This window comes from Pseudonocardia sp. 2-7 (assembly GCF_056341085.1).
Genome location: NZ_CP094507.1, coordinates 460,548 through 484,963, shown reverse-complemented (window position 1 = coordinate 484,963; position 24,416 = coordinate 460,548). Strand labels below are relative to the sequence as shown.

At 69.4% G+C, this 24,416-nt stretch carries 21 protein-coding genes and 2 pseudogenes; 3 read left to right on the top strand and 20 right to left on the bottom strand.

Annotated elements, in window-relative coordinates; translation table 11 throughout:
* Positions 1 to 110: 110 nt before the first annotated feature.
* The 20 genes and pseudogenes from MTO91_RS02475 to MTO91_RS02380 all read right to left on the bottom strand — a co-directional run bounded on the left by MTO91_RS02475 (position 111) and on the right by MTO91_RS02380 (position 20,315).
* Complete coding sequence (locus MTO91_RS02475; RefSeq protein ID WP_476653614.1) at positions 111 to 1,106, bottom strand: substrate-binding domain-containing protein; 996 nt, start codon at positions 1,104 to 1,106, stop codon at positions 111 to 113.
* Positions 1,103 to 1,789, bottom strand: coding sequence for a class II aldolase/adducin family protein (locus MTO91_RS02470; RefSeq protein ID WP_476653613.1), 687 nt, complete (start codon positions 1,787 to 1,789; stop codon positions 1,103 to 1,105). Before MTO91_RS02470 ends, MTO91_RS02475 begins: the two co-directional genes overlap by 4 nt.
* Before the next feature lie 19 nt (positions 1,790 to 1,808).
* Positions 1,809 to 2,585 (bottom strand): 3,4-dihydroxyphthalate decarboxylase, encoded by a 777-nt coding sequence (gene phtC / locus MTO91_RS02465; RefSeq protein WP_476653612.1) that lies wholly within the window; start codon positions 2,583 to 2,585, stop codon positions 1,809 to 1,811.
* The gene (locus MTO91_RS02460) at positions 2,582 to 3,829 is read right to left on the bottom strand and encodes an NAD(P)/FAD-dependent oxidoreductase (protein ID WP_476653610.1); all 1,248 of its coding nucleotides are present in this window, start codon (positions 3,827 to 3,829) and stop codon (positions 2,582 to 2,584) included. Before MTO91_RS02460 ends, phtC begins: the two co-directional genes overlap by 4 nt.
* Positions 3,829 to 4,026, bottom strand: a complete 198-nt coding sequence (locus tag MTO91_RS02455) for a ferredoxin (RefSeq protein ID WP_379653263.1) — start codon at positions 4,024 to 4,026, stop codon at positions 3,829 to 3,831. The genes MTO91_RS02460 and MTO91_RS02455 overlap by 1 nt, the downstream gene beginning before the upstream one ends.
* A 21-nt stretch (positions 4,027 to 4,047) precedes the next feature.
* On the bottom strand, positions 4,048 to 4,833 hold the full coding sequence (gene hcaB, locus MTO91_RS02450) for a 3-(cis-5,6-dihydroxycyclohexa-1,3-dien-1-yl)propanoate dehydrogenase (RefSeq protein WP_476653608.1): 786 nt from the start codon (positions 4,831 to 4,833) through the stop codon (positions 4,048 to 4,050).
* The gene (locus MTO91_RS02445; protein ID WP_476653607.1) at positions 4,830 to 5,147 is read right to left on the bottom strand and encodes a hypothetical protein; all 318 of its coding nucleotides are present in this window, start codon (positions 5,145 to 5,147) and stop codon (positions 4,830 to 4,832) included. Before MTO91_RS02445 ends, hcaB begins: the two co-directional genes overlap by 4 nt.
* The gene (locus tag MTO91_RS02440; RefSeq protein WP_476653606.1) at positions 5,144 to 5,791 is read right to left on the bottom strand and encodes a 3-phenylpropionate/cinnamic acid dioxygenase subunit beta; all 648 of its coding nucleotides are present in this window, start codon (positions 5,789 to 5,791) and stop codon (positions 5,144 to 5,146) included. The genes MTO91_RS02445 and MTO91_RS02440 overlap by 4 nt, the downstream gene beginning before the upstream one ends.
* Positions 5,788 to 7,179: a Rieske 2Fe-2S domain-containing protein gene (locus tag MTO91_RS02435; protein WP_476653605.1), complete on the bottom strand. Its 1,392-nt coding sequence runs from the start codon at positions 7,177 to 7,179 to the stop codon at positions 5,788 to 5,790. Before MTO91_RS02435 ends, MTO91_RS02440 begins: the two co-directional genes overlap by 4 nt.
* Positions 7,180 to 7,339: 160 nt before the next feature.
* Positions 7,340 to 8,071: an IclR family transcriptional regulator gene (locus MTO91_RS02430; protein WP_476653604.1), complete on the bottom strand. Its 732-nt coding sequence runs from the start codon at positions 8,069 to 8,071 to the stop codon at positions 7,340 to 7,342.
* A 97-nt stretch (positions 8,072 to 8,168) separates the two neighbouring features.
* The gene (locus tag MTO91_RS02425; RefSeq protein WP_476653603.1) at positions 8,169 to 8,966 is read right to left on the bottom strand and encodes a transposase family protein; all 798 of its coding nucleotides are present in this window, start codon (positions 8,964 to 8,966) and stop codon (positions 8,169 to 8,171) included.
* Between the two features lie 244 nt (positions 8,967 to 9,210).
* The gene (locus MTO91_RS02420) at positions 9,211 to 10,077 is read right to left on the bottom strand and encodes a polysaccharide deacetylase family protein (protein ID WP_476653601.1); all 867 of its coding nucleotides are present in this window, start codon (positions 10,075 to 10,077) and stop codon (positions 9,211 to 9,213) included.
* Between the two features lie 143 nt (positions 10,078 to 10,220).
* Complete coding sequence (locus MTO91_RS02415; protein ID WP_476653600.1) at positions 10,221 to 11,072, bottom strand: alpha/beta fold hydrolase; 852 nt, start codon at positions 11,070 to 11,072, stop codon at positions 10,221 to 10,223.
* A 328-nt stretch (positions 11,073 to 11,400) separates the two neighbouring features.
* Positions 11,401 to 12,189, bottom strand: a pseudogene (locus MTO91_RS02410) (IS256 family transposase); the annotation flags it as partial.
* Positions 12,190 to 12,323: 134 nt separating this feature from the next.
* Positions 12,324 to 14,123, bottom strand: coding sequence for an IS1634 family transposase (locus MTO91_RS02405; RefSeq protein ID WP_379674665.1), 1,800 nt, complete (start codon positions 14,121 to 14,123; stop codon positions 12,324 to 12,326).
* Between the two features lie 169 nt (positions 14,124 to 14,292).
* Positions 14,293 to 14,748, bottom strand: a pseudogene (locus tag MTO91_RS02400) (transposase); the annotation flags it as partial.
* A gap of 1,109 nt (positions 14,749 to 15,857) precedes the next feature.
* Positions 15,858 to 17,111 carry an MFS transporter gene (locus MTO91_RS02395; protein WP_476653599.1) on the bottom strand — a complete coding sequence of 418 codons (1,254 nt, stop codon included), beginning with the start codon at positions 17,109 to 17,111 and terminating at the stop codon, positions 15,858 to 15,860.
* 373 nt (positions 17,112 to 17,484) lie between these two features.
* Positions 17,485 to 18,297, bottom strand: a complete 813-nt coding sequence (locus MTO91_RS02390; protein WP_476653598.1) for an enoyl-CoA hydratase/isomerase family protein — start codon at positions 18,295 to 18,297, stop codon at positions 17,485 to 17,487.
* Positions 18,294 to 19,061: a cyclase family protein gene (locus tag MTO91_RS02385; protein ID WP_476653596.1), complete on the bottom strand. Its 768-nt coding sequence runs from the start codon at positions 19,059 to 19,061 to the stop codon at positions 18,294 to 18,296. Before MTO91_RS02385 ends, MTO91_RS02390 begins: the two co-directional genes overlap by 4 nt.
* 222 nt (positions 19,062 to 19,283) lie before the next feature.
* Positions 19,284 to 20,315 carry a LacI family DNA-binding transcriptional regulator gene (locus MTO91_RS02380; RefSeq protein ID WP_476653595.1) on the bottom strand — a complete coding sequence of 344 codons (1,032 nt, stop codon included), beginning with the start codon at positions 20,313 to 20,315 and terminating at the stop codon, positions 19,284 to 19,286.
* Between the two features lie 166 nt (positions 20,316 to 20,481).
* Here MTO91_RS02380 and MTO91_RS02375 point away from each other — a divergent pair, with 166 nt between their 5' ends.
* From MTO91_RS02375 to MTO91_RS02365, 3 genes are all read left to right on the top strand, one after another.
* Entirely contained in the window at positions 20,482 to 21,153 is a 672-nt protein-coding gene (locus MTO91_RS02375) for a GntR family transcriptional regulator (protein ID WP_476653593.1), read from the top strand.
* Positions 21,154 to 21,477: 324 nt separating this feature from the next.
* Complete coding sequence (locus tag MTO91_RS02370) at positions 21,478 to 22,257, top strand: enoyl-CoA hydratase/isomerase family protein (protein ID WP_476653591.1); 780 nt, start codon at positions 21,478 to 21,480, stop codon at positions 22,255 to 22,257.
* Between the two features lie 86 nt (positions 22,258 to 22,343).
* Positions 22,344 to 24,392, top strand: coding sequence for an acetate--CoA ligase family protein (locus MTO91_RS02365; RefSeq protein WP_476653589.1), 2,049 nt, complete (start codon positions 22,344 to 22,346; stop codon positions 24,390 to 24,392).
* Positions 24,393 to 24,416: the final 24 nt, after the last annotated feature.

The window sequence follows — 24,416 nt, the reverse complement described above, 5'->3', positions numbered from 1 at the left end:
CAAGACCATCGGGGGCACCGGCACGCCGCAGCGGACCGTCCGGACCCGGGCGAACCGGGGGACGGGGGTGGCGGACGCAGCGCCGCCCCGGCGACGCGTTCACGTCGCCCTCAGATGACGAAGGTCTCTCGCGTCTCGGGCGCGAACAGCTCGTCCGCGGCCCAGCGCCGCGCGGTCAGCCCCTGCTGGTGGGCGTACCGCAGGAAGACCTCCAGGACCGACCGGTTCGCGTCGAGGCCGTAGGGCCAGAAGTCCCGGCCCAGCAGCGACCGCGTCCGCTCCAGCTCGTCGACCAGCCACGGCACCATGTAGGGGTTCGCCGCCACCTCGCCCATCCGGGCCTCGGTCAGCGCCTTGGCCCGCTCGAACGCGGTGAACAGCGACCGCGCCACCCACGGGTGGGCGTCGTAGATGTCGCGGCGCAGCACCACCGTGTGCATGATCGGGAAGATCCCGGTGTCCGCGGCGTACCGCTCCTCCTCGGCCCGCGGGTCTCGGAAGAGCGTGCGGACGGTGCCCTCCCCCGCAAGCAGCGGGCGGGGCGTGCGCGGGGCGTAGAGGGCGTCGATCTCGCCGTCGAGCAGCATCTGCACGAGGGTGCGGTCCGCCGGGATCGGCTCCACCTCGATGTCTGCCGGCAGGTCCAGCGCCTGTTTCTCGATCCGTCCAGGCTCGTGCATGCCCCCGGTGCGGTACCGCACCGCGGACACGGGGAGCCCGTGTCGGTCGGCCAGGATCCCGCGGATCCACACGTTCGCGGTCAGTTGGTACTCCGGTACCCCCACCACGCCGCCCGCCAGGTCCGCCGGGTGCTCCCGCTCGTCGTCCGCGCGGACGTAGACGCCGTGATGGCGGAACGCGCGCGACGGGAAGACCGGGATGGCGACGAGATCGGGCTGGTCGGCGGCGGCCACGTGGGTCACGTAGGACGCTAGGGACATCTCGGCGACCTCGAACTCCCGGTGCCGCAGCATCCGGAAGAAGGTCTCCTCGACCGGGAGGTCCAGGTAGGTCAGCGCCACGCCGTCCGGACGCACCCGTCCGTCGGACAACGCCCGGGTGCGGTCGTAGTCCCAGCAGGCCAGGGTGATCGGGACCCGGCTCACGCTGCGGCCAGCTGTCGGACGAGATGGTCCCAGACCGCTCCCACCGCGCGCTCGTTGTAGATGTGCTCGCGCTTGGCGGCGGACTCGACGGGATCGGACCAGGTGGGCCAGCCGCCGAAGGACTGGGTGAGCAGCTGCTGGTAGCAGGCGCGCTCGAGGACCACGGCGCGGACCGTGGCGGTCTGCAGGTCCGGGCCCACCGTGACGATGCCGTGGTTGACCAGGAACACGGCCGAGGCGTCACCGAGCTCGGCCGCCACCTGCTTGCCGAGCTCGGGAGTGAGGATCAGGTCCGCGGTGGCCGTGAAACGGGGCACGGCGGGCGGCACGAACATGTTCGCCGCGTGGCTGACCGGGCGCAGCGGCTGCCCCGTCGCCGCGAGGGCGACGGCGTGCGGCGGATGGGTGTGCACCACGGCGCCGACGTCCGGCCGGGCGGCGAGGATCTCGGTGTGGATGGGGTACTCGCTGTGCCGCGGGCCGTCCCCGGCGCGGACGGTGCCCGCGCCGTCGACGAGGTGCACCCGCTCCGGGGTGACCTCGCCCAGGCTCCACTCGGCAGACTTGATCCAACATCCCTCGTCGTCCCGGACGGAGGCGTGCCCCCAGATCAGGTCGTCGTGTCCCTGGGCCGCCAGGATGCGGGAGGCCGTGGCCACGAGGTCGCGGGCGTCGTCGCTCATCGACGGGTGTCCTTCCGTACTAGGCGGGAGTGGCGGGGAGCCCGTCGGGATCCACCACCCCGCGGAGCCGGGCGAGCTCGTGTCGCCAGGCGGTGTCGGTGTTGAAGCCTGCGCCGAGGTCGGGGAGCGCGGCCATGTCCTGTTCGGGGAGGTCGACGAGGGTGCCGCCAGCGGACACGATCCGCAGCGAGAGCCGCGCCAACCCGTCCACGCTCACCGCCTGCAGCACGGCCTGCTCGACCGTGGCTGCGGCGCTGGTCAGGCCGTGGGCCCGCAGGAGCACGACGGGGCGCTCCCCCAGGGCGTCGGTCATCTCCGCGGCGAGGCCGCGAGTGCGGACGAGCACGCCGCGGGGGTAGACGGGGACGCCGCCCGCGGCGAGCCGGGTGCCGGGGATGTCGAATGCGCCGACGATCGGCCGGATCGCGATGCCGGCGAGGTCTGCTGCGACCACCTCAGGGGGGTGCGCGTGCAGGACGGCCTCGACATCGGGGCGGCGGCGTAGGACCTCGGTGTGCAGGGGCAGCTCGTTAGGGGGCGCGTAGCCGTCGAGCTCACCCGGGGCGCCCTCGGCGCCATCCAGGTCGACGAGCCGGATGTCGTCGGGGACCGTGTGCCCGAGGCCGCGCTCGCGCGAACCGCGGCAGCGCACGAGGAGTCGGTGTGCGTCCACCCGCAGACTGATGTGGCCGAGGATGCCGTCCGCGAGCCCGCGGCCCGCGATCACTCGGCAGCCCTGCGCCACGATCTCGCGCAGCGCCCCGAGCTCGGTCGAGACGGGCGCTGCGGTGCTCACCGTGCCCCCGCGCCGGTCGGGCGTGGGGCCTGCCGGGCACTCTCCAGCAGCCCCTGGATGTCGGCCGCTGTGCTCGGCGGCGTCGAGGGCTTGCTCAGCGCGCGGCGGCAGGCGACCAGAGCCTTGGGCCAGTTGACGGTCAACGCGCCGATGAACCGGCCCGTGCCGTCCCCGTAGAGCACGGCGAAGGACCGCGCGGGATCGGCGCCGTCCACCCGCACGTGGGCCAGGTCGCCCCCGGTGCGGCCGACCAGCTGGATCTTCCAGTCGTACTGGTCGCTCCACACGTACTCGACGGGCGCGTGGCTGCGCAGGTCCTCCGGGTGCGTGATGTTGTGCGCCACGCACACGGCCTGTTCGACGGCGTTGGTCCAGTGCTCGAGCCGAACGTAGCGGTCGTACACCGGGTGCCACCACCGGGCGACGTCACCGACGGCCCACACGTGGGGCGCCTCGACCGAACCGCAGTAGCTGTCGCACAGCACCCCGCCGTCGGTCGGGATGCCGCTGCCCGCCAGCCACTCGTCGTTCGGGATTGCCCCGATGCCGACGACGACCGTCGTCGCGGGCAGGACGCCGCCGTCGTCGAGCACGACCTCGAGGGCCCCGCCGGCCTCCCGGACGTCGGTGACCCCGACACCGAACCGCGTCGTCACGCCACGACCGGCGTGCAGGTCGCCGAAGACCCCGGCCACCTCCTCGTTCAGCACGCGCGACAGCGGCACGGCGACCGGGTCGACGACGGTGACGTCGGTGAGCCCCATGCAGAGCGCCGTGGCGGCGACCTCCGCGCCGATGAACCCGGCGCCGATCACGACGAGGGGCCCGCCCGCGCGCAGCGCGGTGCCCAGCCGGTGGGCGTCGTCCAGCGAGCGGACCACGTGCACCCCGGGCGGGGTGCCCCACGGCGAGGGGCGGGCCCGCGCACCGGTGGCGACGACCAGGTCGTCGTAAGGCAGCTCGGTCCCGTCCGCCAGGCGCACGGCCCCGTGTGCGACGCCGACCGCAGCGCTCCCCAGCCGGAGCTCGATGCCCGCTTCGGCCGCCGCCTCGCGGGTCAGCAGGCCCACGTTCTCGACGCTCGTGGTGCCGGCTAGCAGCCCCTTGGACAGGGGCGGCTTGTCGTAGGGCAGCTCGGCCTCGTCCCCCACCAGGACGATGTCGCCGTCGTACCCGGCGGCCCGCAGTGCTTGAGCCGTCCGCACCCCGCCGACGGACGCCCCGACGATGACGGTGCGGGTCATCAGTCGTCCTCGATGACCAGCGCCGACACCGGGCAGCTGCGCGCCGCCTCCTCGACCCGACCCCGCTCGGAGTCGGCGACGGTGGTGCGTAGCAGCACCACGATGCCGTCGTCGTCGATGTCGAACACGTCCTCCGCGCCGACCACGCAGTTGGCGTACCCCTGGCACGCCTCGAGATCGGCCTTCACGACCGCCATGTCGTCTCTCTCCTTCTACTGTCAGGCCTTGGCGCCGATGCCGCCGTCGGGGTGCACGACTCCGCCGGTGATGCCTCGTGCGCGGTCCGATGCCAGGAACACGTAGCTCCAGGCGTGGTCCTCACCGGACAGGGCCACCTTCAGCGGCACACGCGCGGCGAGCTCCTCCGCGCGGCCGGGGGTGTCGTTCAGCCTGCGCTCGTCCAACCCGAGGCTGCCGATGCCGCGCAGGTCGGTGTTCAGCGTGCCGCCGGGCGCCACGCCGTTGACCCGGATCTCCGGCGCCAGCTCGTGCGCCATCGCCGTGACCAGCCCGCGCACGGCGAACTTGGTGGACACGTAGAGGACTCCGCCTCGGCCCGGGTAGTACGCCGAGGTGGACTCGGTGAGCAGGATCGAGCCCCGGCTCTCGCGCAGCGCCGGCAGTGCCGCCTTCACCGAGTGCAGGTGACTCTTGACGTTGACCCGGAAGATCTCGTCGAACGCGTCGTCGATCCGATCCGCGTCGAGTTCGCCGACGCCGCGGTAGAAGTCGAACACGCCCACGCAGTTGACCAGGACGTCGAGACCACCGAAGGCCTCGACGGCCGCTGCGACGGCCTCCTCGTTCGCCTCCCGCGTGGTCGCGTCGCCGACGACCACGGGCAGACCGGGGATCTCGGCGGCGAGCTTCTCGCACTTGGCCTCGTCCCGCTCCAGGACCGCGACCTGAGCGCCCTCGGCGCGGAACGCGTCGACCACGGCGCGGCCGATTCCGGAGCCGGCTCCCACGACCAGAGCGCGCTTGCCCTCGAGCCAACCGCTCATGTCTCCTCCTCGAACAACGGGCCGAACGGGTGGCCGATCATGGCCGAGAAGGTGTCCGCGTTCTGCCAGGTCAGGGACTCCACCTCGAGCGGGCACAGGGCCACCCACTGGCCGGACTTCGGGGACTCGATCAGCAGGCGGGCGCCGTTGCGGGTCTCCACCCGCGACACCCGGATCTCGGAGAACTCGTTGCCGACGGTGATGGCATCCCCGGTCTGGTGGGCCTTCAGCTCGCGGAGCTCGGCCGCAGCGGCGGCCGCGGCGGCGGCGTCCTCGGCCTCGCCCTCCCACCGCAGGCCGGCAGGGCGGGTCACAGGAACACCGCCAGGTTCTGGGTGCGCAGCACCGAGTCGTCGACCAGGATCGTGCGGCGGGCCAGCTGCCAGCCCTCCCCCACCCGGCGCAGGAGGTCCTCGCGGCCCGCCGAGATCACCGAGGCCTCGCGTACGTCGCCACGGCTGCGGTAGAGCAGGATCGCGGTGTCGACGATCAGTTCGTCCGGATTCGGGGTCGCGAACGTGCGGACGTTGGTGACGTGGTGGCGCAGCCGCGAGGGCGGGTCCTCGGTCCAGGCGTGCTCGGTGAGGAACCGCGCCACCCGGCGCGAGAGCGAGTACTTGTTCTCGTCGAAGTGCGCCATGTGCGGTGCCGAGTCGAAGCCTGCGGTCAACGCGGTGGTGACCCGCACCGGCATGATGTAGTGGATGTCGTCGGTGAGGATGTCCAGCCAGTCCTCGTAGTTCTGCGCGTCGAGGATGTAGGCCTCCTCCACCATCCACTGGTGGGCCTGCAGGTGCCGCGGGTCGTCGAAGGGCAGGGCCCTACCGGTTCGCTCGGTGCGCGGCGCATGCCCCCCGAGGCGGGATCGCGCCGAGTACGGACCGCCGTTGCCGGTGGGCTTGGCGCCGACCTTCTCCTCGGCGGCCTTCGGGCCGGTGGGTGCGGTGTCGAGGCTCATTCCCCCTCCTCCTTCCCGTCCGCCGGGACACCGGAGACCTCGACCTGCGAGACCTTGTCGGCCGGCTTCTCCAGCATGTCCGCCCACCGGTTGAGCAGATGGCGCTGGTTGTACTCGCCGTACCCGACGTGGGCCTCCCCCGGACCCGCGTACTGCTCATGGGTCAGCGGCGGAACCACCTCGGTGCCGTCCTCCAAGATGCCCATCCGGCTGTTGAGCAGCAGCCGCCGAGCCATGGAACCCGCCGCGGTGTTGGTCAACGACACCCAGTTCTCCACGTCGTCCTGCTCGAACATGCCCGTCGAGCCGAAGCACATCAGGTACGCCTTGTAGGACAGCGCCTTGAACTCCTCCGGCGCGTCGGCGTCCACCGCGAACCAGGACAGGACCTCGGTCTCGTCCGGGCCGACCGGCTGCCAGGTCCGCAGCGAGATGAACGGCAACACGTCGTCGGAGTCCTCGACCCGGGGCCAGTTGTGCACGAAGCTCATGTTCGGGAAGATCGACGCCGCCGAGATCATGAAGCCGTCCCGGCCGATCACGTCGAGCTGGTCCTGGGACCACTGCTGCTTCATCTTCTCGATCATCACGTCGGGGTAGCCGACGTAGCGCAGCTTCTCCTCCAGCGTGCCCGGCGGCAGCTTGTAGGTGGTGCCGCCGCCGTTGCCCGCCCAGTAGGTGTTGCCGTCCTTGCGCTTCTCCGCCTTGGGCTCGCGGAACAGCCCAATCTCCACGACCGAGGTGTGGGTCTGCGGCGTGTGGTACATGTCGCCGGCGAAGTTCTCGGCGCCGATCTTCCAGTTCGCCTTGACCCGCCAGCGCTGCGGTCCGCGCAGCTCGATCCCGCTGCTCGACTGGCGGGTGTAGTAGTCGAGGAAGAACGTGAAGTCCCCCAGGTACTCCCGCAACGGCGGGGCGTCCGGGTCCATGCTCAGGAAGATCAGCCCGTTGTAGGTATCCAGCGAGGGCGCCGGCAGAAGGGTCTGCCCCTTGCGCCTGAAGCCCGCTTCGCCGCCGTAGGCGTCCTTGTGGAAGGGCAGGCCCACGATCCGGCCGTCGTTGCGGTAGGACCAGCCGTGATAGGGGCAGCGGAAGTGGCTCGCGTTGCCCATCTCGGCGCGGCACACCTGCATGCCGCGGTGCAGGCACATGTTGAACAGCGCCCGGACCTGACCGTCCTCCCCCCGGGAGATGATGAACGAGTCGTCCAGCACGCGGCGGACCACGTAGTCGCCCGCCTGCGGAATCTCCGACTCGTGCCCGACGAAGAGCCACGCCCGGCTGAACAGCCGCTCCCGCTCCAGCCGGAAGATCTCCTCGTCGTTGTAGATGTGCGCAGGGATCATGCCCCGCCGTACATCCCCCAGCACGAGGTCGAGGTTGGTCATCGACGACTCCTTGCTACTTTCTGTCTGTCAGAGCATTTATCCGCTTAACAGAATCCTGGACGGAACCTCGCGTGTCAAGACGCGCTGTGTCACTGGGCCCTACACAGCACGACACCCCTGCCCAGAAACACTGGACAGGGGCGTCGCGGACGAGAAACGCTCAGCCGTGCAGCACCGCCCCCGCTTCGTTAACAGCAACCTGGAGCGCTCTACCGATCCGGGCCTGGTCCTCCCGAGACATCCGGGAGGACGGGACGGCGACGTTGAACGCCAGCCGAGCCGGGGCGCGGTTCGACGCGAAGGCCACGGCGACGGAGGAGACGCCCTGCTCGCTTTCCTCTGAGCTGACCGCGAAGCCCCGCTTGCGGACGAGGGCCAGCTCTCGGTCCAGGTCCGAGCGGCTGCGCAGGCTCTTGTCTGTGAGCCCCTCCAGCTCCTCCTCGGGGAAGAGCGCGTGAACCTCCGCCTGCGACATCTGCGCGAGCATCGCCTTGCCGGTCGACGTCGAGGGCGAGGGCATCGACATTCCGAGCCGCGAGGCGACCCGGACCCCCTTCGGGCTCTCGATCGCGTCAATGAACCGGACCATCGTCCCATCGAGCAGGCCGAGGTGCACCGTCTCGCGCAACTCGACGTTCAGCCGCTCGAGGAACGGATGGAGCTCCTTGCGGAAGTCGAAGCGCTGCAGAATCGAGTAGGCCACCCCGGTCAGCGCCGTCCCTGGGCGGTAGACCTTGCTGCCTGGCTCCTGCCGCACGAAACCGCGGTAGAGCAGCATCGCGAGCATCCGGTGCGCCGTGGACGACGCTACGCCGAGGTAGTTGTTGATGTCGGTCAGCCGCACCTCCGACCGCTCTCCGAAGAGCAGAAGGATCTTCAGGGCGTTGTCCACTGATTCGATCGGGTACTGCGGAGGCTTCGGTCCGGCGCCATCACCCGGCTCCGGCGGGCATTTCTTCACAGCAGAGACTGAGCCTTTGCCAACCTGATCAAGCGCTGGCGATCATGAGGGTCTGAACTGCGGCGATGAGCTTGCCGGCGGTGTTCGGGCTGGAGCGGATCTTGCGGAGGATCTTCCAGTTCTTCAGCTCGGCGTTGATCCGCTCGCCGGGACCCCGCCGGCGTGCGTGCGCTGCGTTGACCTCCTTCTGCGCCCGCGACAGTCGCCGGTAGCGGCCGGTGTCGGGGTCGAGTCGGCGGCGTCGCTGCGGGACCGCGACTGTCGGTCCGGCGCCTTGATAGGCGGTGTCGGCCGCAGCGGGGATCTCATGTTCGGACAGGGCGTCGATGATGCCGTGTTCGCGGGCTGCGCCCATGTCGTGGCGGGCACCGGGCAGCGGCGGGGAGATCCACACGAGTCGGCCGACCGGGTCCGCGATGACCTGCACGTTCAGCCCGTGGGCCTTGTGCTTGCCCGAGTAGAACGCCCGGTCGTAGCCGCTGGCCATGCCGACCCGATCGATGCGCAGCAGGGTGCCGTCGACGATCACGAACGCCTTCCTGGTGGCGACCTCGATCGCCTGCTCCAGCGTCGGCGCCATCGCCGCGAGGAGGTCGAGCGCCTCACCGATGTAGCGGTAGACCGTGGAGGTGCCGATCCGGAACCCGCAGGCCAGGTCGGCGTAGGTCTCGCCCTTGCGCAGGTAGGCCACCACCAGCAGGGCTTGTCGCCCCGCGGTCAACTTGCGCCAGCGGCTCCGGGGCAGATTCCGGTGCGCTCGCAGCGCATCGGAGTGCACGCCGAGCGCGCGGCTGGACACGGTCATCCCCGACGGGTAGGACAACACTTCGAAGCTCCTGGTCAGACGGACAGATCTAGGCAATCGCCCGTCTACCAGGAGCTTCACCCATTCGACGGCATGCCACGCCGTACAGGTCCTGACCTGCCTGTACGTCAGGTTGGCAAAGGCTCAGTGACGCGAGGGCCAGCAGTTCACCAACCCGGTCACCGCACGACCAAGCCCGAATACAAGGCACCTCGACACAGGTACGGCGGCAGCGGCAGGCCCATCCATCGATCGTCGCCTGCGACTACGCCCCGGAGACCGTCGCCCTGAAGTGGTCAGCGATGTCGTCCGCGGTGGTGATCCAGACATCGGGCTGCTCGGCGATAAATTCGAGGGCCAGGTCCAGATACTTCTGCCGAAACGGCTGATTGATGATGAAGGGATGTAGGCCCAGACCCAAGACCCGTCCACCGGAGGCCGAGTCTTGGCTGAGCTGCTCGTATTGGTCCTTGACCAGCTGCAGAAAATCCAAGCCACTGAGGTTTCGGCTGGCACAAAGCATGACATCGTTGAGCTCGGTCGCATACGGGACACTGAGCAAGTCGCCGACGTTCAGACGGAACGGTTGGTCGTCTGCACACCAGTCGAGTACGTAGCCGAGCCCGAGCTCGTTCAGAATTCTCGGCGTCTCGAACGTCTCGCTGAGAGCCGGTCCGATCCACCCCTTGGGTCGACTTCCTGTATGGGTCTCGATGATCGAGACGACGTCGGTCAGGTAGGCGACTTCTTCCTCCTTGCTCATGCCCGTCTGAAACGTCGCATTGTCGCGACCGTGCGCAACCCATGACCAATTCCGCTTCACACCGGCTTCGATGACCTGCGGGTACCGAATACAGGCATCGGAGTTGAGGAACGCTGTCCCGCGAATTCCATGACGATCAAGCGAGTCGAACATCCGCCAGATCCCGACACGCATTCCGTAGTCGCGCCAGCCATAATTGAGGGCGTCAGGGACCAGGGCCGCCGTACCGGGGAAGATTGACGTCGAAGGTCGGTCGATGGGGTAGTGTTCGACAGCCACGCCCGCATAGAACGCGACTCGTTTGCCGTCGGGCCACGTAAAGTCGGGTCGATCGACAATTGGACTGTAGTCGTACAGTGTATTATCCATGGTTCCTCACATCAACACTGATGGCGTGGTGCGGCGACTACATCGACTTCGACGTCAAGCGCTCCGCCCCCTTGGGAGGGGGACGCACGATTCATCGTGGCTCGAGAGCTAGTGTCGCCGCTGCTATTTGCGGGCATCGCTGGCTACAGTTCGATAAACGAGCCCACGGTCGCCGCGAAGAGCTTGCGCTGGTCTCGGAATACCTGGTGACCCGCGTTGTTTAGAAGGTGCATTGAGCTGTTCTTAGTCTTCTCAGTGATCATGTTAAACAACAGGTGGCCCGACGCCACAGGTGCAGAACGATCGTTCACTCCCCAGATTAGCAGTGTAGGCACTGGGATTCCCGTCTCGCGGAACTTCCGCTGCAGGTCCTCGCGTGCGGCCGCCAGACTCGGAATCCAATGCGCTTCAGCATTTCGGTTGTAGCTCGCGACAGCGGCCTGCTGCTTATCGCTCTCCAGCATCTGCGCGGCAATTTCCACATAGTCATCCGGAAGCGGACCTTCGGCGACGGCCTGCGCTGCGTGGTAGTGCTGCACGAGTCCTGCGGCGTCTGCCGGGGCGGTGCGTTCGACGTTGTTGTAAAAGTCCATGTCACTGCCGGTGGTGGGGGCAGGTGCAGCGGACGCGCTGCTGACGACAACCAACTTCTTCACTCTGTCAGGAATTTTGAAAGCAACAATCATCGCCGTCAGTCCGCCACGAGAATGGCCGACCAAGGTCAGGTTCCGTAGGTCAAGCATCTCAATGAAATTGACCATATGCTCGGCGACGCCGTTGACGGTCCAGTCCTCGTCGTTCAGCGGCAGTGCCGTCTCACCTTGGCCGAGCTTGTCGACGGCGAGGACCCGCCCGTACTTGCCAAGATCATGGATTGTCTCACCCCAGGACTCCAGGCCCAGGGGGACGAAAAAGCCGAAATGTCCACCATGGATCAGGAGGACAGGGTCCGCGTCCTGCTTGTCGTCGAAGTAGCGGGTCTCGACCCCCTTCACTTCTACACGCTGGATGCAACTCTTGAGCTCAGAGATTCCCATTCGGGTTCCTTTATTGTTGTGAGGTCCTTACCGGAGCAGAGCTGCTCCCTGCAGGAGCCTTCTGGCGAGCAGAGGCGTGATCTGCAGGGCAGATGCTGCACGGTGTGGGGTGTTCTTGTCAACAGCCCAGAGCCATAGCGCAGGGCGGGTCCCGCTGATCAGCATCGGATGGGTGATGCGGGGTGTGCGCGTCTACTCCCCCCGTACAGGCAAGGGCGTGTGTGTCGTAGAACGTCGCGAGCATGGCCCTGGAGCAATCGTCAAGACCTGTGGATGAAGATCTTTTTTAGGCGGCTTCGGGTTGGGTGTTCTCGGTAGGGCGTTCGACGAGCTTGCCGGCGTCGAAGCGGGCTCCGGCGCGGACGAGCGCGACCAGGTGCGGCCCGTTCACGGCGCGCCAGCGGTCCTGGGCGGCTTCGATGAGCTTGAACGCCATCGCGAGCCCGGCCGCGCGAGAGCCGGGCCCGCGGGTAACTCTGGTGCGGTGGCGGACGGTCGCGAAGGTGGACTCGATCGGGTTCGTGGTGCGTAGGTGCTGCCAGTGCTCGGCGGGGAAGTCGTAGAAGGCGAGCAGTTCGTCGAGGTCGTCACGGACCTTCGCCACGGCTTTGCCGAACTTCGCCCCGTAGGCCCCCTCGAACGCGGTGACCGCGTCCAGGGCGTGGCGGCGGTCTTCGGCGTTCCAGATCTCGGCCAGGGCCTTCTTCGCCCCCGGATGCGCCGACTTGGGTAGCGCGGCGAGGACGTTGGCGGTCTTGTGGACCCAGCAGCGCTGCTCGCGGGTCTCGGGGAAGACCTCGCGCAGACCGCCCCAGAACCCGAGCGCGCCGTCCCCGACCGCGAGCACGGGTGCACGCATGCCCCGGCGGGCGCAGTCGCGCAGCAACTCCGCCCAGGACTCGCAGGATTCGCGGTAGCCATCGGCCAGGGCGACGAGCTCTTTGCGGCCATCAGCGCGGACTCCGATCAGCACGAGCAGGCACAGCTTGTGTTCCTCGAGGCGGATGTTGACGTGGATGCCGTCGGCCCACAGGTAGACGTAGTCCACGCTCGACAGGTCCCGGCGGGAGAACGCCTGCTGGTCGGTCTTCTAGCCGGGGTTCCGCAGCTGTCGGCCGGGTGAAAGTGCCCGAATGTGGGGTCTGAGCTGGGCAAACAGGTGTCGGCCTGGTGACATGTCGTGTCACTAGGCGTAGGTGTTGTGCCTGGTCAGCGCGTTGCGGGCTGCTCGGGGTCGAGGTGCAGGATCCGCGGTGGCAGCGCGAGGTCGAGGGCGGTGTATAGCCGGCGGGCCTCGGTGCTGGGCTGGCTGGTCTGGCGGAACATCCCGGCCGGGCCGGTGAAGGTGCCGACGTGCAGGCGCTGCAGCTCGGTGCGGGCGCGGGGCCAGCTTGTGTGCGCGCGGGTCTCGACGATGCGGGCCAGCAGCAGCGCGAGCCAGCAGAGCAGGACGTGGGCGCGGATGCGGTCCTCGAGCCGGTGATAGACCGGGCGCAGGTCGAGGACCTGTTTCATGTCGCGCCAGCCGCGCTCGACCTCCAACAGCTGCTTGTAGCCCAGCGCGATGTCCTCCGTCGTGAGGTGCGGGTCGCTGGTGCGCAGCAGGTACTTGCCATCCAGCTTCGCGTCGGCGGCGATCTTGGCGGCATCTATGCGTAGTAGCCCGCCCGGTGTGACGCGCAGGAACCGGTTCAGCCCGGGCTTGGTGGAGATCACCCCGCGCAGCTCGGCACGCTTCGACGGTGAGAGCCGGTCCGAGCCGGCGATCATCGCTTCCAGGCGGTCGACGAGCCGGGCACGGACCGCGGCGTCCCGGTCGGCGGCGTCGGGGTTGCGGCAGATCACGAACCGCTCGGTCTCGGAGATCTTGACTTCCTTGACCCGCAGGTTCGCGTTCACCTCCTGGTAGCGGCCTTGCCGGGCCATCGCGGCGGTCGCCTCCGCCGAGCCGGAGCGTAACTTCTCACCGAGGATGTAGCCCCCACCGCCGGCGGACAGGTGACGCCGGTTCTCCTTGGAGGTGAACCCGCGGTCGGCCACCCAGATGACCTTCCCCAGCGTCCAGTCCCGCATGTCGTCCTTGACCTGGCGGATCAGCGGCGAGTCGGACGTGTTGCCCGGCCAGCACCACACCCGCACCGGGATCCCGTCCCGGGTGACGGCCATGCCGACCACGACCTGGGGCAGGTCGTCACGGGAGTCCTTCGACTTGCCGTGGGTGCGGAACCCGGCCTGTCCCGCCGCTCCCGGCGGCGGCTCAGCGCGCTCACCGCCATCTGCCCGTTCGGCGTCCTGCCCGGCGTCCTGCTCGACGGGGCGGCCATGCTGGTCGCGCCAGACTGGGGCGTCGGCGTCCTCGGTCTCGAAGTAGGTGCTGGTGGTGTCGAAGAAGATCAGGTCCACTTCCAGGTTGAGCAGGTCGGCGACCGCGTCGAACACTCCTCGCGCGAGCCGGTCCTCCACCGCGATCAGCCAGTCCATGGCCCGGTAGCAGGCATCGTCGGACACCGTGTCCAGACCGGGAACGTGCACGTCATGGGCGACCCAGCCGGTAGCGGCCAGCTTCGAGGACGGCGCCAACGCCCGGTTCGCGACCAGCGCGAACAGCACCCGCTCCACGACCGGATCCCGCCGTGATCTCCCCCCTGATCTGCCGGAGGTCCCGGCGGCGAGGCGGCGCAGCAGCGTGTCGATCCCCAGCCGATGCCACAGCCCGTCGAGCAGCCACACCCCGCCCAGCGGGCGGGACTCGATGAACTCCAGCCCCGGCACCCCGACCGCCCGCGCCCGATCCGGGCCGACCGCGGCGGGTTCGACGCCCACGACCCGGGTCAGCGCGGCGATCAAGCGTTCGATCGCAGGCCGGTCGAGCTGATCGGCCCGGCCGAACGAGTACAGCACCTTCGTCCGCGCGGTCTTCGCTGTCGGGTCCCACTCGTTGTGCGCCAACTGCAGGTAGGACACCTTCGACCCGTCCCGGTTCCGCCGGGTCGACGTACGCACGAACACGCCACCAGACCTTACACGGTCCGTAGCAGCTCAACGGCCCTATCTCGGGTTAAGTCGTGTTACTAGGGCTTTCGAACGACCGGACCAGGTCTCACCCCGCTGACCTGCACCAACGCCCGTGATCATGCACCAGATCACACGTTAGCTGCGGAACCCCGGTCTAGGTCTCGGTCAGTTTCGTGACCGTGGACGCCGAGAGCCCCGCGGTGGAGCTGAGGAACTGCCCCAGCGCGGGCACGAAGTCCCCCGACGAGAGGCCGTGCAGGTAGAGCAGCGGCAACACCTCGGTGATCTTCGGCGTCCTGCGGCACCACAGGGGCAGGATCGCCGAGGAGAACCGCCTGCGTTCGCCGGTGTCGGGGTCGATGCGGCGGTCGTCCACCCGCGGCGCCCGCACCGCCACCGCGCCCGCGGACGTGGCCACCTCGCGGGGCTGATGCGAGCCGTTGCGCACCACCAGCCGCCGCCCGTGCTCGTCACGTTCGTCGGCGTGGCGGGCGATGTAGTCGTCGACCTCGGCCTGCAGGGCCTGGGCGAGCATCCGGCGGGCACCCTCGCGGACGAGCTCGTCGATCAACGCCGGGCCGTCCGCGGGACGGGACTCCTCGGTGTTTTCCGGGGCCAGGAACTACGGTGAGCACGGGTCGTGCCTTCCCGACCGGCGTTGGCGCGCCGGCCTTGCCTGAGGGCCTTCAAGATGATCGGGAGGGTACGACCCGCCCCCGGCTCATCCACAGGTCTCAAGCATTGCTCCCTCCCGGGCACCACCAGCGAGAACGCCGAGTTGCAGGCGGCTCGACGGCTAATCGCTGAGCTCGAGGCCGAGGTCGCGATCCATCGCCGGGCCGCGGAGCTGCTCGGCCAGGTGGTCGACCCAAAATGGCTACGAGGCGATCGCGGTGATGGCCTCAGCGAAGCTGCCAGTCCAACTGGCCTGCCGGGTACTCGGCGTCGACGGGTCTGGCTACTACAAATGGCGCTCAAGGCCACCCTCGGCCCGGCCACTGCGCCATGCCTGACTCATCGAGCAGATCCAGGTCAGGCCGCGACCGCGCCTTCTACAAGGCGCACGGATAGAACGTGCAGGTCATCGCCGACCCGATCGGCAGGCTCGTGTGGATCTCCCCACCGATGCCGGCGCCCGCCACGACGTGGGAGCCGCCGCGGACACGGCATCATCGACGACCTCACCGACGCCGAGATCCCCGCGGCCCCCGACACCGCTACCAGGGCGCCGGGCCGACGGTCGCCGTTCCGCAGCGGCGGCGACGGCTCGATCCAGACACCGGCCGCTATCGCCCGCTCTCGCGCAACCAGAGGGACGTCAACGCCGCCCACGCCCGCCGCCGCGGCCCCGCTGTGCGGGTCAACGTCGAGCTGAAGAACTGGCGCATCGTGCGCAAGATCCGTTCCAGCCCGAACCGGGCCCGCGAACTCGTCGCCGCAGTTCAGAGCCTCATGATCCCGACGCATGATCAGCTTGGCAAAGGCTTGGTGTCCGCGAGCCGGAGCGTCAGAGAGCCCGTCCCGCACCCGACGTCGAGTACCCGCGTGGTGCCCAGCTCGTCGGCGAGGGCGAGGTATGGCCCAGATCCCCGTGCTCCCGGTGGAACTGGTCGTAGAGCGGAGCGAGGCGAGGGTGGCCGAAGAGTATGTCGGCCTCCCGGCGGTGGTGCCGACCGCGAGCGGCCCGGGACGGAGTTGGGCGGCGGCCGAGAAGCTCGGCGAGCAGGGTCAGGTGAGCTCCCGGCCCTTGGTCTCCGGGCTGAGCAGGGTAGTGGCCGTTCCGATCGTGACGAGGATGACCATGTAGAGGGCGAAGACCCACTGGAGGTCCCGGCTGCCCAGCCAGGTCAGGACATAGGGCGCCGTGCCACCGAAGATCGCCACGATGAAGGAGTAGGGCACGCCGATCCCGGACGCGCGGACGGCGGTGGGGAACTGCTCGGCGAACACGGCGGGCATGATCGCGATGAAGGCACCGAGGAAGAACAGGGCCACCATCATGATCACCGTCAGTCGCACGGCAGAGTCGTTGATGCCCAGCAGCAGCGGGAACGACAACAACATGAACGAGATGCTGTAGACGAGCAGGAGGGGTTTGCGGCCGAAACGATCGGACAGCGCACCCCACAATGGGAGCGTGAGGATGAAGAACAGATTGGCGATCACACTCGCCCACAGCCCGCCCGTCGACGGCACGCCTGCGGTCGAGATGGCGAAGCCCGTGGCTCCGACTGCCCAGGTGTAGTAGACGACCGTGCTCGCCAGGCTGAACCCGACGATCCGGGCGAGGCTGCGCTTATTGGCGGCGAGACCGCGCCTGAGATCCCGCACGGAGCGCCGCGCTACCACCTCGCTTTCCTGTTCCTGCTGGCCGGTGAAGGCATCAGTCTCCGGGAGACTGGTCCTGAGGTAGAGCGCGGCCAACCCGAGGAGCCCGCCAAGCAGGAACGGGATTCGCCATGCCCACTCTCGCAGGGAGTCCGAACCGAACAGGCTGCTGGCCCCCGCACCGATCAGGGACGCGAGCACGATGCCGACGGTGACCGAGACGTAGAGGCTCGAGGACCACAGCCCGCGGCGCGCGCGGGGCGCGATCTCGGCGATGTAGGTGTAGGACGCCGCGATCTCGCCTCCGTGCGCCAGGCCCTGCCCGAGCCGGGCGAGGACCAGCACCACCGCGGCCCACACTCCGATCTGCGCGTGCGTCGGAGCGACGCCGATGACCAGGCTGCCAGCGGCCATCAGCAGCATCGAGGTCGTCATCGCATACCGGCGCCCCCTGCGGTCGGCGAGCAGACCGAACACCAAGCCGCCGATGGGACGCATGAGGAAACCGACCGCGAACACGGCCAAGGTGGACAGCAGCGCCCCGGTGGCGCTGTTGTCGATGAAGAACTGGGCGGCGAAGAACGGCGCAAAGATCGCGTAGACGCTCCAGTCGTACCACTCCAGTGCGTTGCCGACCCCGGCGCCGAGCAGCATGCGGAACCGGTTCTGCGGGGGCTCGGCGGCGGTCTCGCCGGCGGGGTCAAGGGGCTTCGACGGTCTCTGGCTCGGCGCAGACATTGGGCCTCCAGGTAGTGGGCAAGGATTGAGGAGCGGCTACCGGCGGGTGTGGGCAGCCGAGGTGCACCCGCGGCGCGAGGCTGCGGGGCCGTGCGAGGAGAGTTCGGGTTCGTCGTGGTCCGAGGTGCCCGCCGGTTGACGTCCCGCGGCGAGCGCGGCAGCAGACGTGGCGGCGGGGTGCGGTGCCGCGGCACGCCGTTCGATCAGGTGGACGACCGGGGCACTGCCCGTGCCGAGGACTCTCCGCGGCACGGGCGAGGCTTCGGAAAGGTCGTGTCGGTCGGCTGTGCTACGGGCGCGCCGGTGCCGGGACGTCCTTCATCCGGGCGATGCCCTCCAGTGCGAGGCCGTAGCCGAGCAGGCCGTGGAGCCGGGCCCGGAGATCCTCGGTGAGCACGGTGCGGGTGTACCGGCGCACCAGCCGCGGTTGCCGCAGCAGCAGCGCCGCCAGCTCGTGCGCCCGCTCCCGCAGCCGCTCCCGTGGCAGCACCTCGTTGACCAGCCCCATCTCCCGGGCCTCGGACGCCAGGAGCTTCTGCCCGGTGAGCAGGAAGTAGCGGCCGCGGGTGGGGCCCATTAGCAGGGGCATCACGATGTGCATGCCGTCGCCGGGAACCATCCCGCCGGAGAAGTGGGCGGTGTCCTGGAAGTAGGTGTCCTCGGAGGCGAGGACGATGTCGGAGACGAGCGGGATCTCGGCGTGCCGCACGGCGGGGCCGTTGATCGCGGCGATGACCGGCACTTCGATCGAGAGCAGGTTCGGCAGGAGGTGCTTGCCCTCCCAGTAGATCGGGTCGTAGCTCTCCGGGGTCATGGTCGCACGGTTCGGGTGCTTGCCGGGCTCGATCGCCGGACCGCTGAAGGCGTCCCCTGTCCCGGTCATGATGACGACGTCGTTCTCGCGGTCCCGGGCGACCTCGCGGAAGGCGTCCTCGAACTCGTTGTGCGCCAGGAGGCTCCACTGCAAGGAGCCGTCGTCGGTGTGGAACCGCATCTCCAGCACGCCGTTGGTGCGTTCCATCCGGATCGTCTTGAAGCGGTCCCGGTAGGACTCGAAGGTCGACGACGCGCGGTCGAGGTGGGTCATGGCGTTCTCGCTCACTGGGAGACGTCCTCCGGTTCGTCGACGATGGCCACGGCCCGGGTCCACCCCGCCGAGGCGGCGTGGATCTTCACCGGGAAGCAGGCGATGGTGAATCCGTGCGGGGGCAGGGTGTCGAGGTGGCGCAGCTTCTCGATCTGGCAGTATTCGGTGGTGCGGCCGGCCTTGTGGCCCTCCCAGATGATCGAGGGATCGCGGTCGCAGGCGTAGCGTTCGGCAACGAAGCGAAAAGGCGCATCCCAGCTCCACGCATCCGTGCCGACAACTCGGACGCCCCGGTCACAGAGGTAGAGCGTGGCCTCGCGACCCATCCCGCAGCCGCTCTGCGCGTACTCCGGGCTGCCGAAGCGGCCGCCGGCCGAGGTGTTGACCACGACGATGTCGAAGGGCGCCAGGGTGTGCCCGATCCGCTCCAGCTCCCGCTCGATGTCGGCGGCCGTGGCGACGTAGCCGTCCTCGAAGTGCCGGAAGTCGAGCTTGACCCCCGGCCGCAGGAACCAGTCGAGGGGCATCTCGTCGATTGTGTGGGGCCGGCTGCCGTCCTCCATCAGGGAGGAGTAGTGCCACGGGGAGTCGACGTGGGTGCCGTTGTGCGTCGACAGGTGCACCGTCTCCAGGGCGAAGGCCTCGCCGTTCGGCAGGTCCTCGGGTTGCAGGCCGTCGTAGCGGCGCTGCAGCATCGGGACGGTGTCCTGATGCGAGGTGTACTCGATCTCGAACTCGTAGCCGGGCGGGTCCGACGGGACACCGTTCCGCAGCGTCATCGAGATGTCCACTAGGCGTCGCACTGACTGTCCTTCCCGTCAGGTCTGGGTGGCTGAGGAGGTCTCCACATGCGTCACGGCGCGATCTGCCATCGAATCCGACGGGCGCTACGCCGCCTCGTGGGCGGCTTGGTAGGCGACGCCATCGTCGTTCTTCCGCTGTGTCTCGCTCTCGCGGCAGGGACGGTAAGCAGCGCCCACAACCTCGTCAAACATTTGATATCAAAGCGGGGAAACCGGTGCGGTCGAATAGCGCAGGACGAGTTCGGGCGGGCCCGACACAACCACGCGGCGGGACGCTTCCCCGGCGATCAGCATCAGCGCCAGCTCGACCGCCTCCTCGCCGAGCCGCTCGGTCGGCAGGGCCACGGTCGTCAGCCGCGGGGTCAGGAAGTCCGCGAGCTGGTTGTCGTGCAGGGCCAGGACGGAGACCTCGTCAGGAACGGCCACGCCGACCTCCTGGACCGCTGCCAGCATCCCGACGCCCATCGGGAAGGTGCCGGCAAGGAGCGCCGTGGGTTGGACCCGGCCGGCGAGTGCGCGTAGCGCGCCGGCGTGACCGGCGGGGGCGTCCCGCCCCGGCATCTCGATCACCTGGGGCTGGACACCATGCACGGCGCAGGCGCGCACGAACCCGCGCGAGCGCCGCACCATCGTGTCGAGCGTGCGAGGGCCGAACACCCCGCAGATCGAGCGGTGCCCCAACGCGGCCAGATGCCCGACCGCGAGGGCCGCGGCCTCGGCGTCCCGCAGGACCACGCTCGCGGCGATCCCGCGCACCTGCCGGTTGACCAGGACGACCGCGCCCGGCCCGTCCTCCACCAGCTGGCGCAGTGCCTCGTCCCGGACCCGTCCGGAGGCCACCAACAGGGCATCGGCCCGGCCGTGCACCAGCATGCTCGTGATCGTCTCGTGCGGATCGCCGGCCGCGTGCGTACCGATCACCAGCCCGTAGCCGTGCTGCCTCGCCCGCTGCTCGACCCCGTGGGCGATCGAGGAGTAGACGGGGTTGGAGAAACTCGGCAGGAGCAGGCCCAGCGTCATCGTGCGGGCAGGCCGCAGACCGCGAGCCGTGGCGTGAGGGTGGTAGCCGAGCTCGTCGGCCGCCTCCAGGATCCGCGCGCGGGTCGCCTGCGAGGCAAACCCCTTGGGGTCGTTGCGGAGCACCCGTGACACCAGACTGACGTCCACGCCGGCCCTGCGAGCGACATCCGTGAGCGTCGGGCGGCGCCGGACGGATCCCTCTCCCTCCATCGTCCTCATCTCTTCGGCCGTGGCCGCCCGCCGGCCTGGTGCGACAGCGGGTCCCGGCTGCTTGGATTTGCGCGCCGTCGTCGTGGACCTCATGAGGCCCGGGGTACGGTTCAAGGGCTTTCTCCAGGACCGTGCTCAGCAGTGATATCCGCAGCGGAAGGTGCGCATGCAGTCGATGGCCAACGGGTCGGCGAGCCTGGCCGAGCGCGCCGTCCTGGCCGTCCGGCAGCGCATTCACGACGGCCAGCTGCTGCCCGGCCAGCCCATTCGACAGCTCGCGCTGGCCGAGGAGCTGGGGATGAGCCGGGTGCCCCTGCGCGAGGCGTTGAAGACGCTGCAGGCCGAGGGCCTGGTCGGTTCCGGGCCGTCCGGCGGGTTCGCGGTGACCCGGCTGTCCGCGGACGAGCTCGGGCAGTTCTACCTGATGCGGCGGCTGCTGGAGTCCGAGGTGCTGCGCCGGGTCGATGGCGTGTCCGAGGCCGACCTGCAGCGGCTGACCGAGCTGAACGCGCGGATGGGCGACCTCGTCGACGCCCCGTCGCCCGAGTGGCGCCCGCTCAACCACGAGTTCCACTTCCGGATCTTCGGCCTCGGCGGCGACCTCGGCCACGTCCTCACCGAGATCGACCGATTGTGGGACCGGACGGCCCCGTACCGGGCGGTCTACAGCAGCGAGCGGACGGTGCGCGCCCGCGTCATCGAGGAGCACGCCGCCCTCATCGCGGCGTTGCGCGAGTGCGACGTCGAGCGCCTGGTCCAGCTGATGGACGTTCATCGCGGCACGAGCGAACGCGAGGTCCTCCAGGTGCTCACCAGGCCCGGCCTACCCCGCGACTGACCGACCGCACCCCGTTCCGTGCTCTCCGTCGCCGGCGGGGGGCCAGCCGCATCGAAGCCTGATCAACTCGGCCTCGCGGTCTTGACGTCACGACCGCCGCCCTTGTATTCATTACTGTATTCAACGTCAGCGCGGTCCCGTGAGTCAACGACGAGGTGACGCCGGAGAGCCCGGGCATCCCAGGCACCGGCCTCGCCGGGGCCGCCGTCCAACGTCCTGCTCGTCGCAGACGTTCCTGCGGCCCGGCCCCTTTCCGGCGGAAACCTCCGGGACCGACAGCAGTGCTCGTTCTTCGAACGACTTTGTAGAGAGGTCATCAGCTCCGTGCACGAAGGGCTCCACGTAGACGTTTGCGACCGCGTCGGCTACCTCACGATCAACCGACCTCACCGGAAGAACGCCTTGGACGAGGCGACGATGGCGGGCCTCGTCGAGGCCTTCCAGCGCTTCGATCTCGACGACGACGTCTGGGCCGTCCTGGTCACGGGCAGCGGGAAGGACGCGTTCTCCTCCGGGCGCGACCTGAAGGAGGCCTCCAGTCGTGACGCCGCCGGCGCGGCGCCGCCGACGCCCATGCGGCATACGACTCGGAACCCGTTCGAGGTCGTCCTCGAATGCCGCAAGCCAGTCGTCGCGGCTATCAACGGCTGGGCTCTCGGCGGCGGCCTGGAGCTCGCGATGGCCTGCGACGTCCGGATCGCCGCGGACCACGCCAGACTGGCCCTGCCCGAGGCGTTGCGCGGCATGGGCGCGCACTTCGGTGCGGCGGTTCTGCCGCGCCTGGTCCCGATGGGCGTCGCGTACGACATGCTCTACTCGGGCCGGGTGATCACGGCGGACGAGGCTGCCCGCTGGGGTCTGGTAAACGCTGTCGTCCCCGGTGATGAGCTCGAGTCCGCCGCCGAGGCCTACGTGCGCACAGTGCGCTCCCGGGCGCCGCTGAGCGTCCGTCGCTTCAAGGCCGTGCTGCAGCACACCGTGCACCTGCCGCTGTCCGCGGCGCTTCGGCTCGAACTCGATCCCGACCCGAACAGCAGCGAGGACCGGGTCGAGGGTGTCCGGGCCTTCGTCGAGAAGCGCGAGCCGCAGTGGCGCGGACGGTGACGGGTAAGGCCGCGGCGGCGGTGGCAGAGCACCGGCCGCGGCGACAGCAGGACGAGACTTCTTCGGATTCATCGAGGGGATATGCCGTGTACCGAGAGCCGCTGTCGCCCGGCGCCGTCTCCGCGCGACTGGCCGCCGCAGGTGTGTCGCTGGCCCGCGCCGCGACCGTCGGCGCGGTCGAGGAGGTCGCCGACGCGTTCACCGCGCTCGGGGTGACCCCGGTTGTGCTGAAGGCCGGTGGGCTCCTCCACAAGAGCGACAGCGGAGGAGTCGTGCTGGGGCTCACCGACGCCGCATCGGCGACCGCCGCAGCGGCCGAGATCGTCGCCCGGAACGGGCCCGGCGCCTTCCCGCTGCTCCTGCAGCAGCAGGTCGGCGGCCTGGAGATGCTGGTCGGGGCGCGCCGCGACCCCCAGCTCGGGGCGGCGATCATCGTCGGGCTCGGCGGCGTCGCGACGGAGATCCACCAGGACGTCGTGACGATGGTGGCACCGGTGTCCCCGGAGCAGGCGAGGGAGGGGCTGCAAGAGCTCCGGAGCTGGCCGTTGCTGACGGGCTTCCGCGGTGGACCGGAGTGCGACGTCGCGGCGCTGGTCGACACCGTCGTCGCCGTGTCCCGGCTCGTGGCCGACGACCCCACGATCCTCGAGCTCGACCTCAACCCGGTCATGGTGTCCGGTACCGGGGCCGTCGCGGTCGATGCCCGGATCATCCGCGCCGACGTCCCGCCGATGCCGGCACGGCCCCGTCCCGACCTCGACCGGATGCTGCGGCCGGAGCACGTCGCCGTCGTCGGCGTCTCCGAGGACGCACACAAGACCGGCGCACGGTTGTTCCGCTATCTCGACGCCCACGCCTTTCCCGGGCGGCTCGACCCCGTGCATCCCAGGGGCGGACAGGTGCGCGGCCACGACCGGGCCCGGTCGCTGGCGGACGTCGACGGATCACCCGATCTCGTCTGCGTCAGCATCGCCAGCCGCTCCGTGTTGGACGTGGCGCGCCAGGCCGTCGAGAAGAGGGTCGGCGGGGTGATCGTGCACAGCTCGGACTTCGCCGAGTCCGGCCCCGAGGGGCGTGCCGCCCAGGAGGAGCTGGTCCGGATCCTGGCCGCCGGCGGGATCCCGCTGGCCGGCCCGAACAACATCGGCATCGTCGCGCCGCACCACAAGCTCGCCGCGTCGATCTCCGGCGGCCTGGAGTGCGAGCTGGTCCCCGGCAACGTGGCGGTCCTCTCCAGCTCCGGCGCACTCGGGGGTTGCCTGGCGACCCGCCTGATGGGCGCCGGTGTCGGGCTCTCCTACTGGATCCACGCCGGGAACGAGGCCGATCTCGTCATCGCCGACTACCTGGACTGGCTGGTAGACGACGAGACGACGACGGCGGCCGGGCTCCTCCTGGAGGACATCAAAGACGGCCCCCGGTTCATCGAGGCCGGACGGCGGATGGCCGCCGCGGGGAAGCCAGTCTTCGTCTTCACCATGGTGCGCACTGACCGGGCCCGCGAGGTGGCCCTGAGCCACACGGGCGCGATGGTCGGCTCGCTGGAGATGCGCGAAGCCGTGGTCCGGGCCGCCGGCATGGTCAGCGTGCCGTCGTTGCGCGTCCTCGAGGACGCCCTGGTGCTGTCGTCCCAGGACCGGCGACCGGCCGGCGACCGGCTGGCCGCGGTCACCTTCTCGGGCGGTGCCTGCTCCATCGTGGCGGACGAGGGCGCCGCGGCGGGCATCGAGTTGCCGGAGCTCTCCGAGAAGACCCGCCGGTCGATCCGCCCGTACCTGCCCTCGTTCGCCGCGGTGCGCAACCCGCTGGACTGCAGCTACGAGATGCTGAGCCGCCCGGCCGCGTTCGAGCGGATCATCAGCACGCTCGGGGAGAGCGGCGAGTTCGACGCGGTACTGCTCCAGTTCACGACTAACGCCGACCCGTACGCCAAGGACACCGCGGAGAAGGTCGTCGCCCTGCGCGACAAGGTCCCGGTTCCGCTGTACGTCTCGCGTTACGGCGGCGCCCAGCTAGCACCCAAGGCACTCGAGGTGTACCGGGAGCACTCCGTGCACGTTCTCGATGCGCCCGACCGCGCCACCAGTGCGATCGCGGCCGTCATGGCCGGCCAGCGGGCGCTGCGGTCCCGGTAGACGGCGAGCGGAGAACGGAGGCAA

Coding starts and splice junctions, on each gene's coding strand:
- MTO91_RS02470 (WP_476653613.1), bottom strand. CDS start 1,789: ATGAGCGACGACGCCCGCGACCTCGTGGCCACGGCCTCCCGCATCCTG.
- MTO91_RS02460 (WP_476653610.1), bottom strand. CDS start 3,829: ATGACCCGCACCGTCATCGTCGGGGCGTCCGTCGGCGGGGTGCGGACG.
- MTO91_RS02455 (WP_379653263.1), bottom strand. CDS start 4,026: ATGGCGGTCGTGAAGGCCGATCTCGAGGCGTGCCAGGGGTACGCCAAC.
- hcaB (WP_476653608.1), bottom strand. CDS start 4,833: ATGAGCGGTTGGCTCGAGGGCAAGCGCGCTCTGGTCGTGGGAGCCGGC.
- MTO91_RS02440 (WP_476653606.1), bottom strand. CDS start 5,791: ATGAGCCTCGACACCGCACCCACCGGCCCGAAGGCCGCCGAGGAGAAG.
- MTO91_RS02435 (WP_476653605.1), bottom strand. CDS start 7,179: ATGACCAACCTCGACCTCGTGCTGGGGGATGTACGGCGGGGCATGATC.
- MTO91_RS02420 (WP_476653601.1), bottom strand. CDS start 10,077: ATGGATAATACACTGTACGACTACAGTCCAATTGTCGATCGACCCGAC.
- MTO91_RS02395 (WP_476653599.1), bottom strand. CDS start 17,111: ATGCTGCTCGGCGCCGGGGTCGGCAACGCACTGGAGTGGTACGACTGG.
- MTO91_RS02385 (WP_476653596.1), bottom strand. CDS start 19,061: ATGACGCTGCGGAACGGTGTCCCGTCGGACCCGCCCGGCTACGAGTTC.
- MTO91_RS02380 (WP_476653595.1), bottom strand. CDS start 20,315: ATGGAGGGAGAGGGATCCGTCCGGCGCCGCCCGACGCTCACGGATGTC.
- MTO91_RS02375 (WP_476653593.1), top strand. CDS start 20,482: ATGCAGTCGATGGCCAACGGGTCGGCGAGCCTGGCCGAGCGCGCCGTC.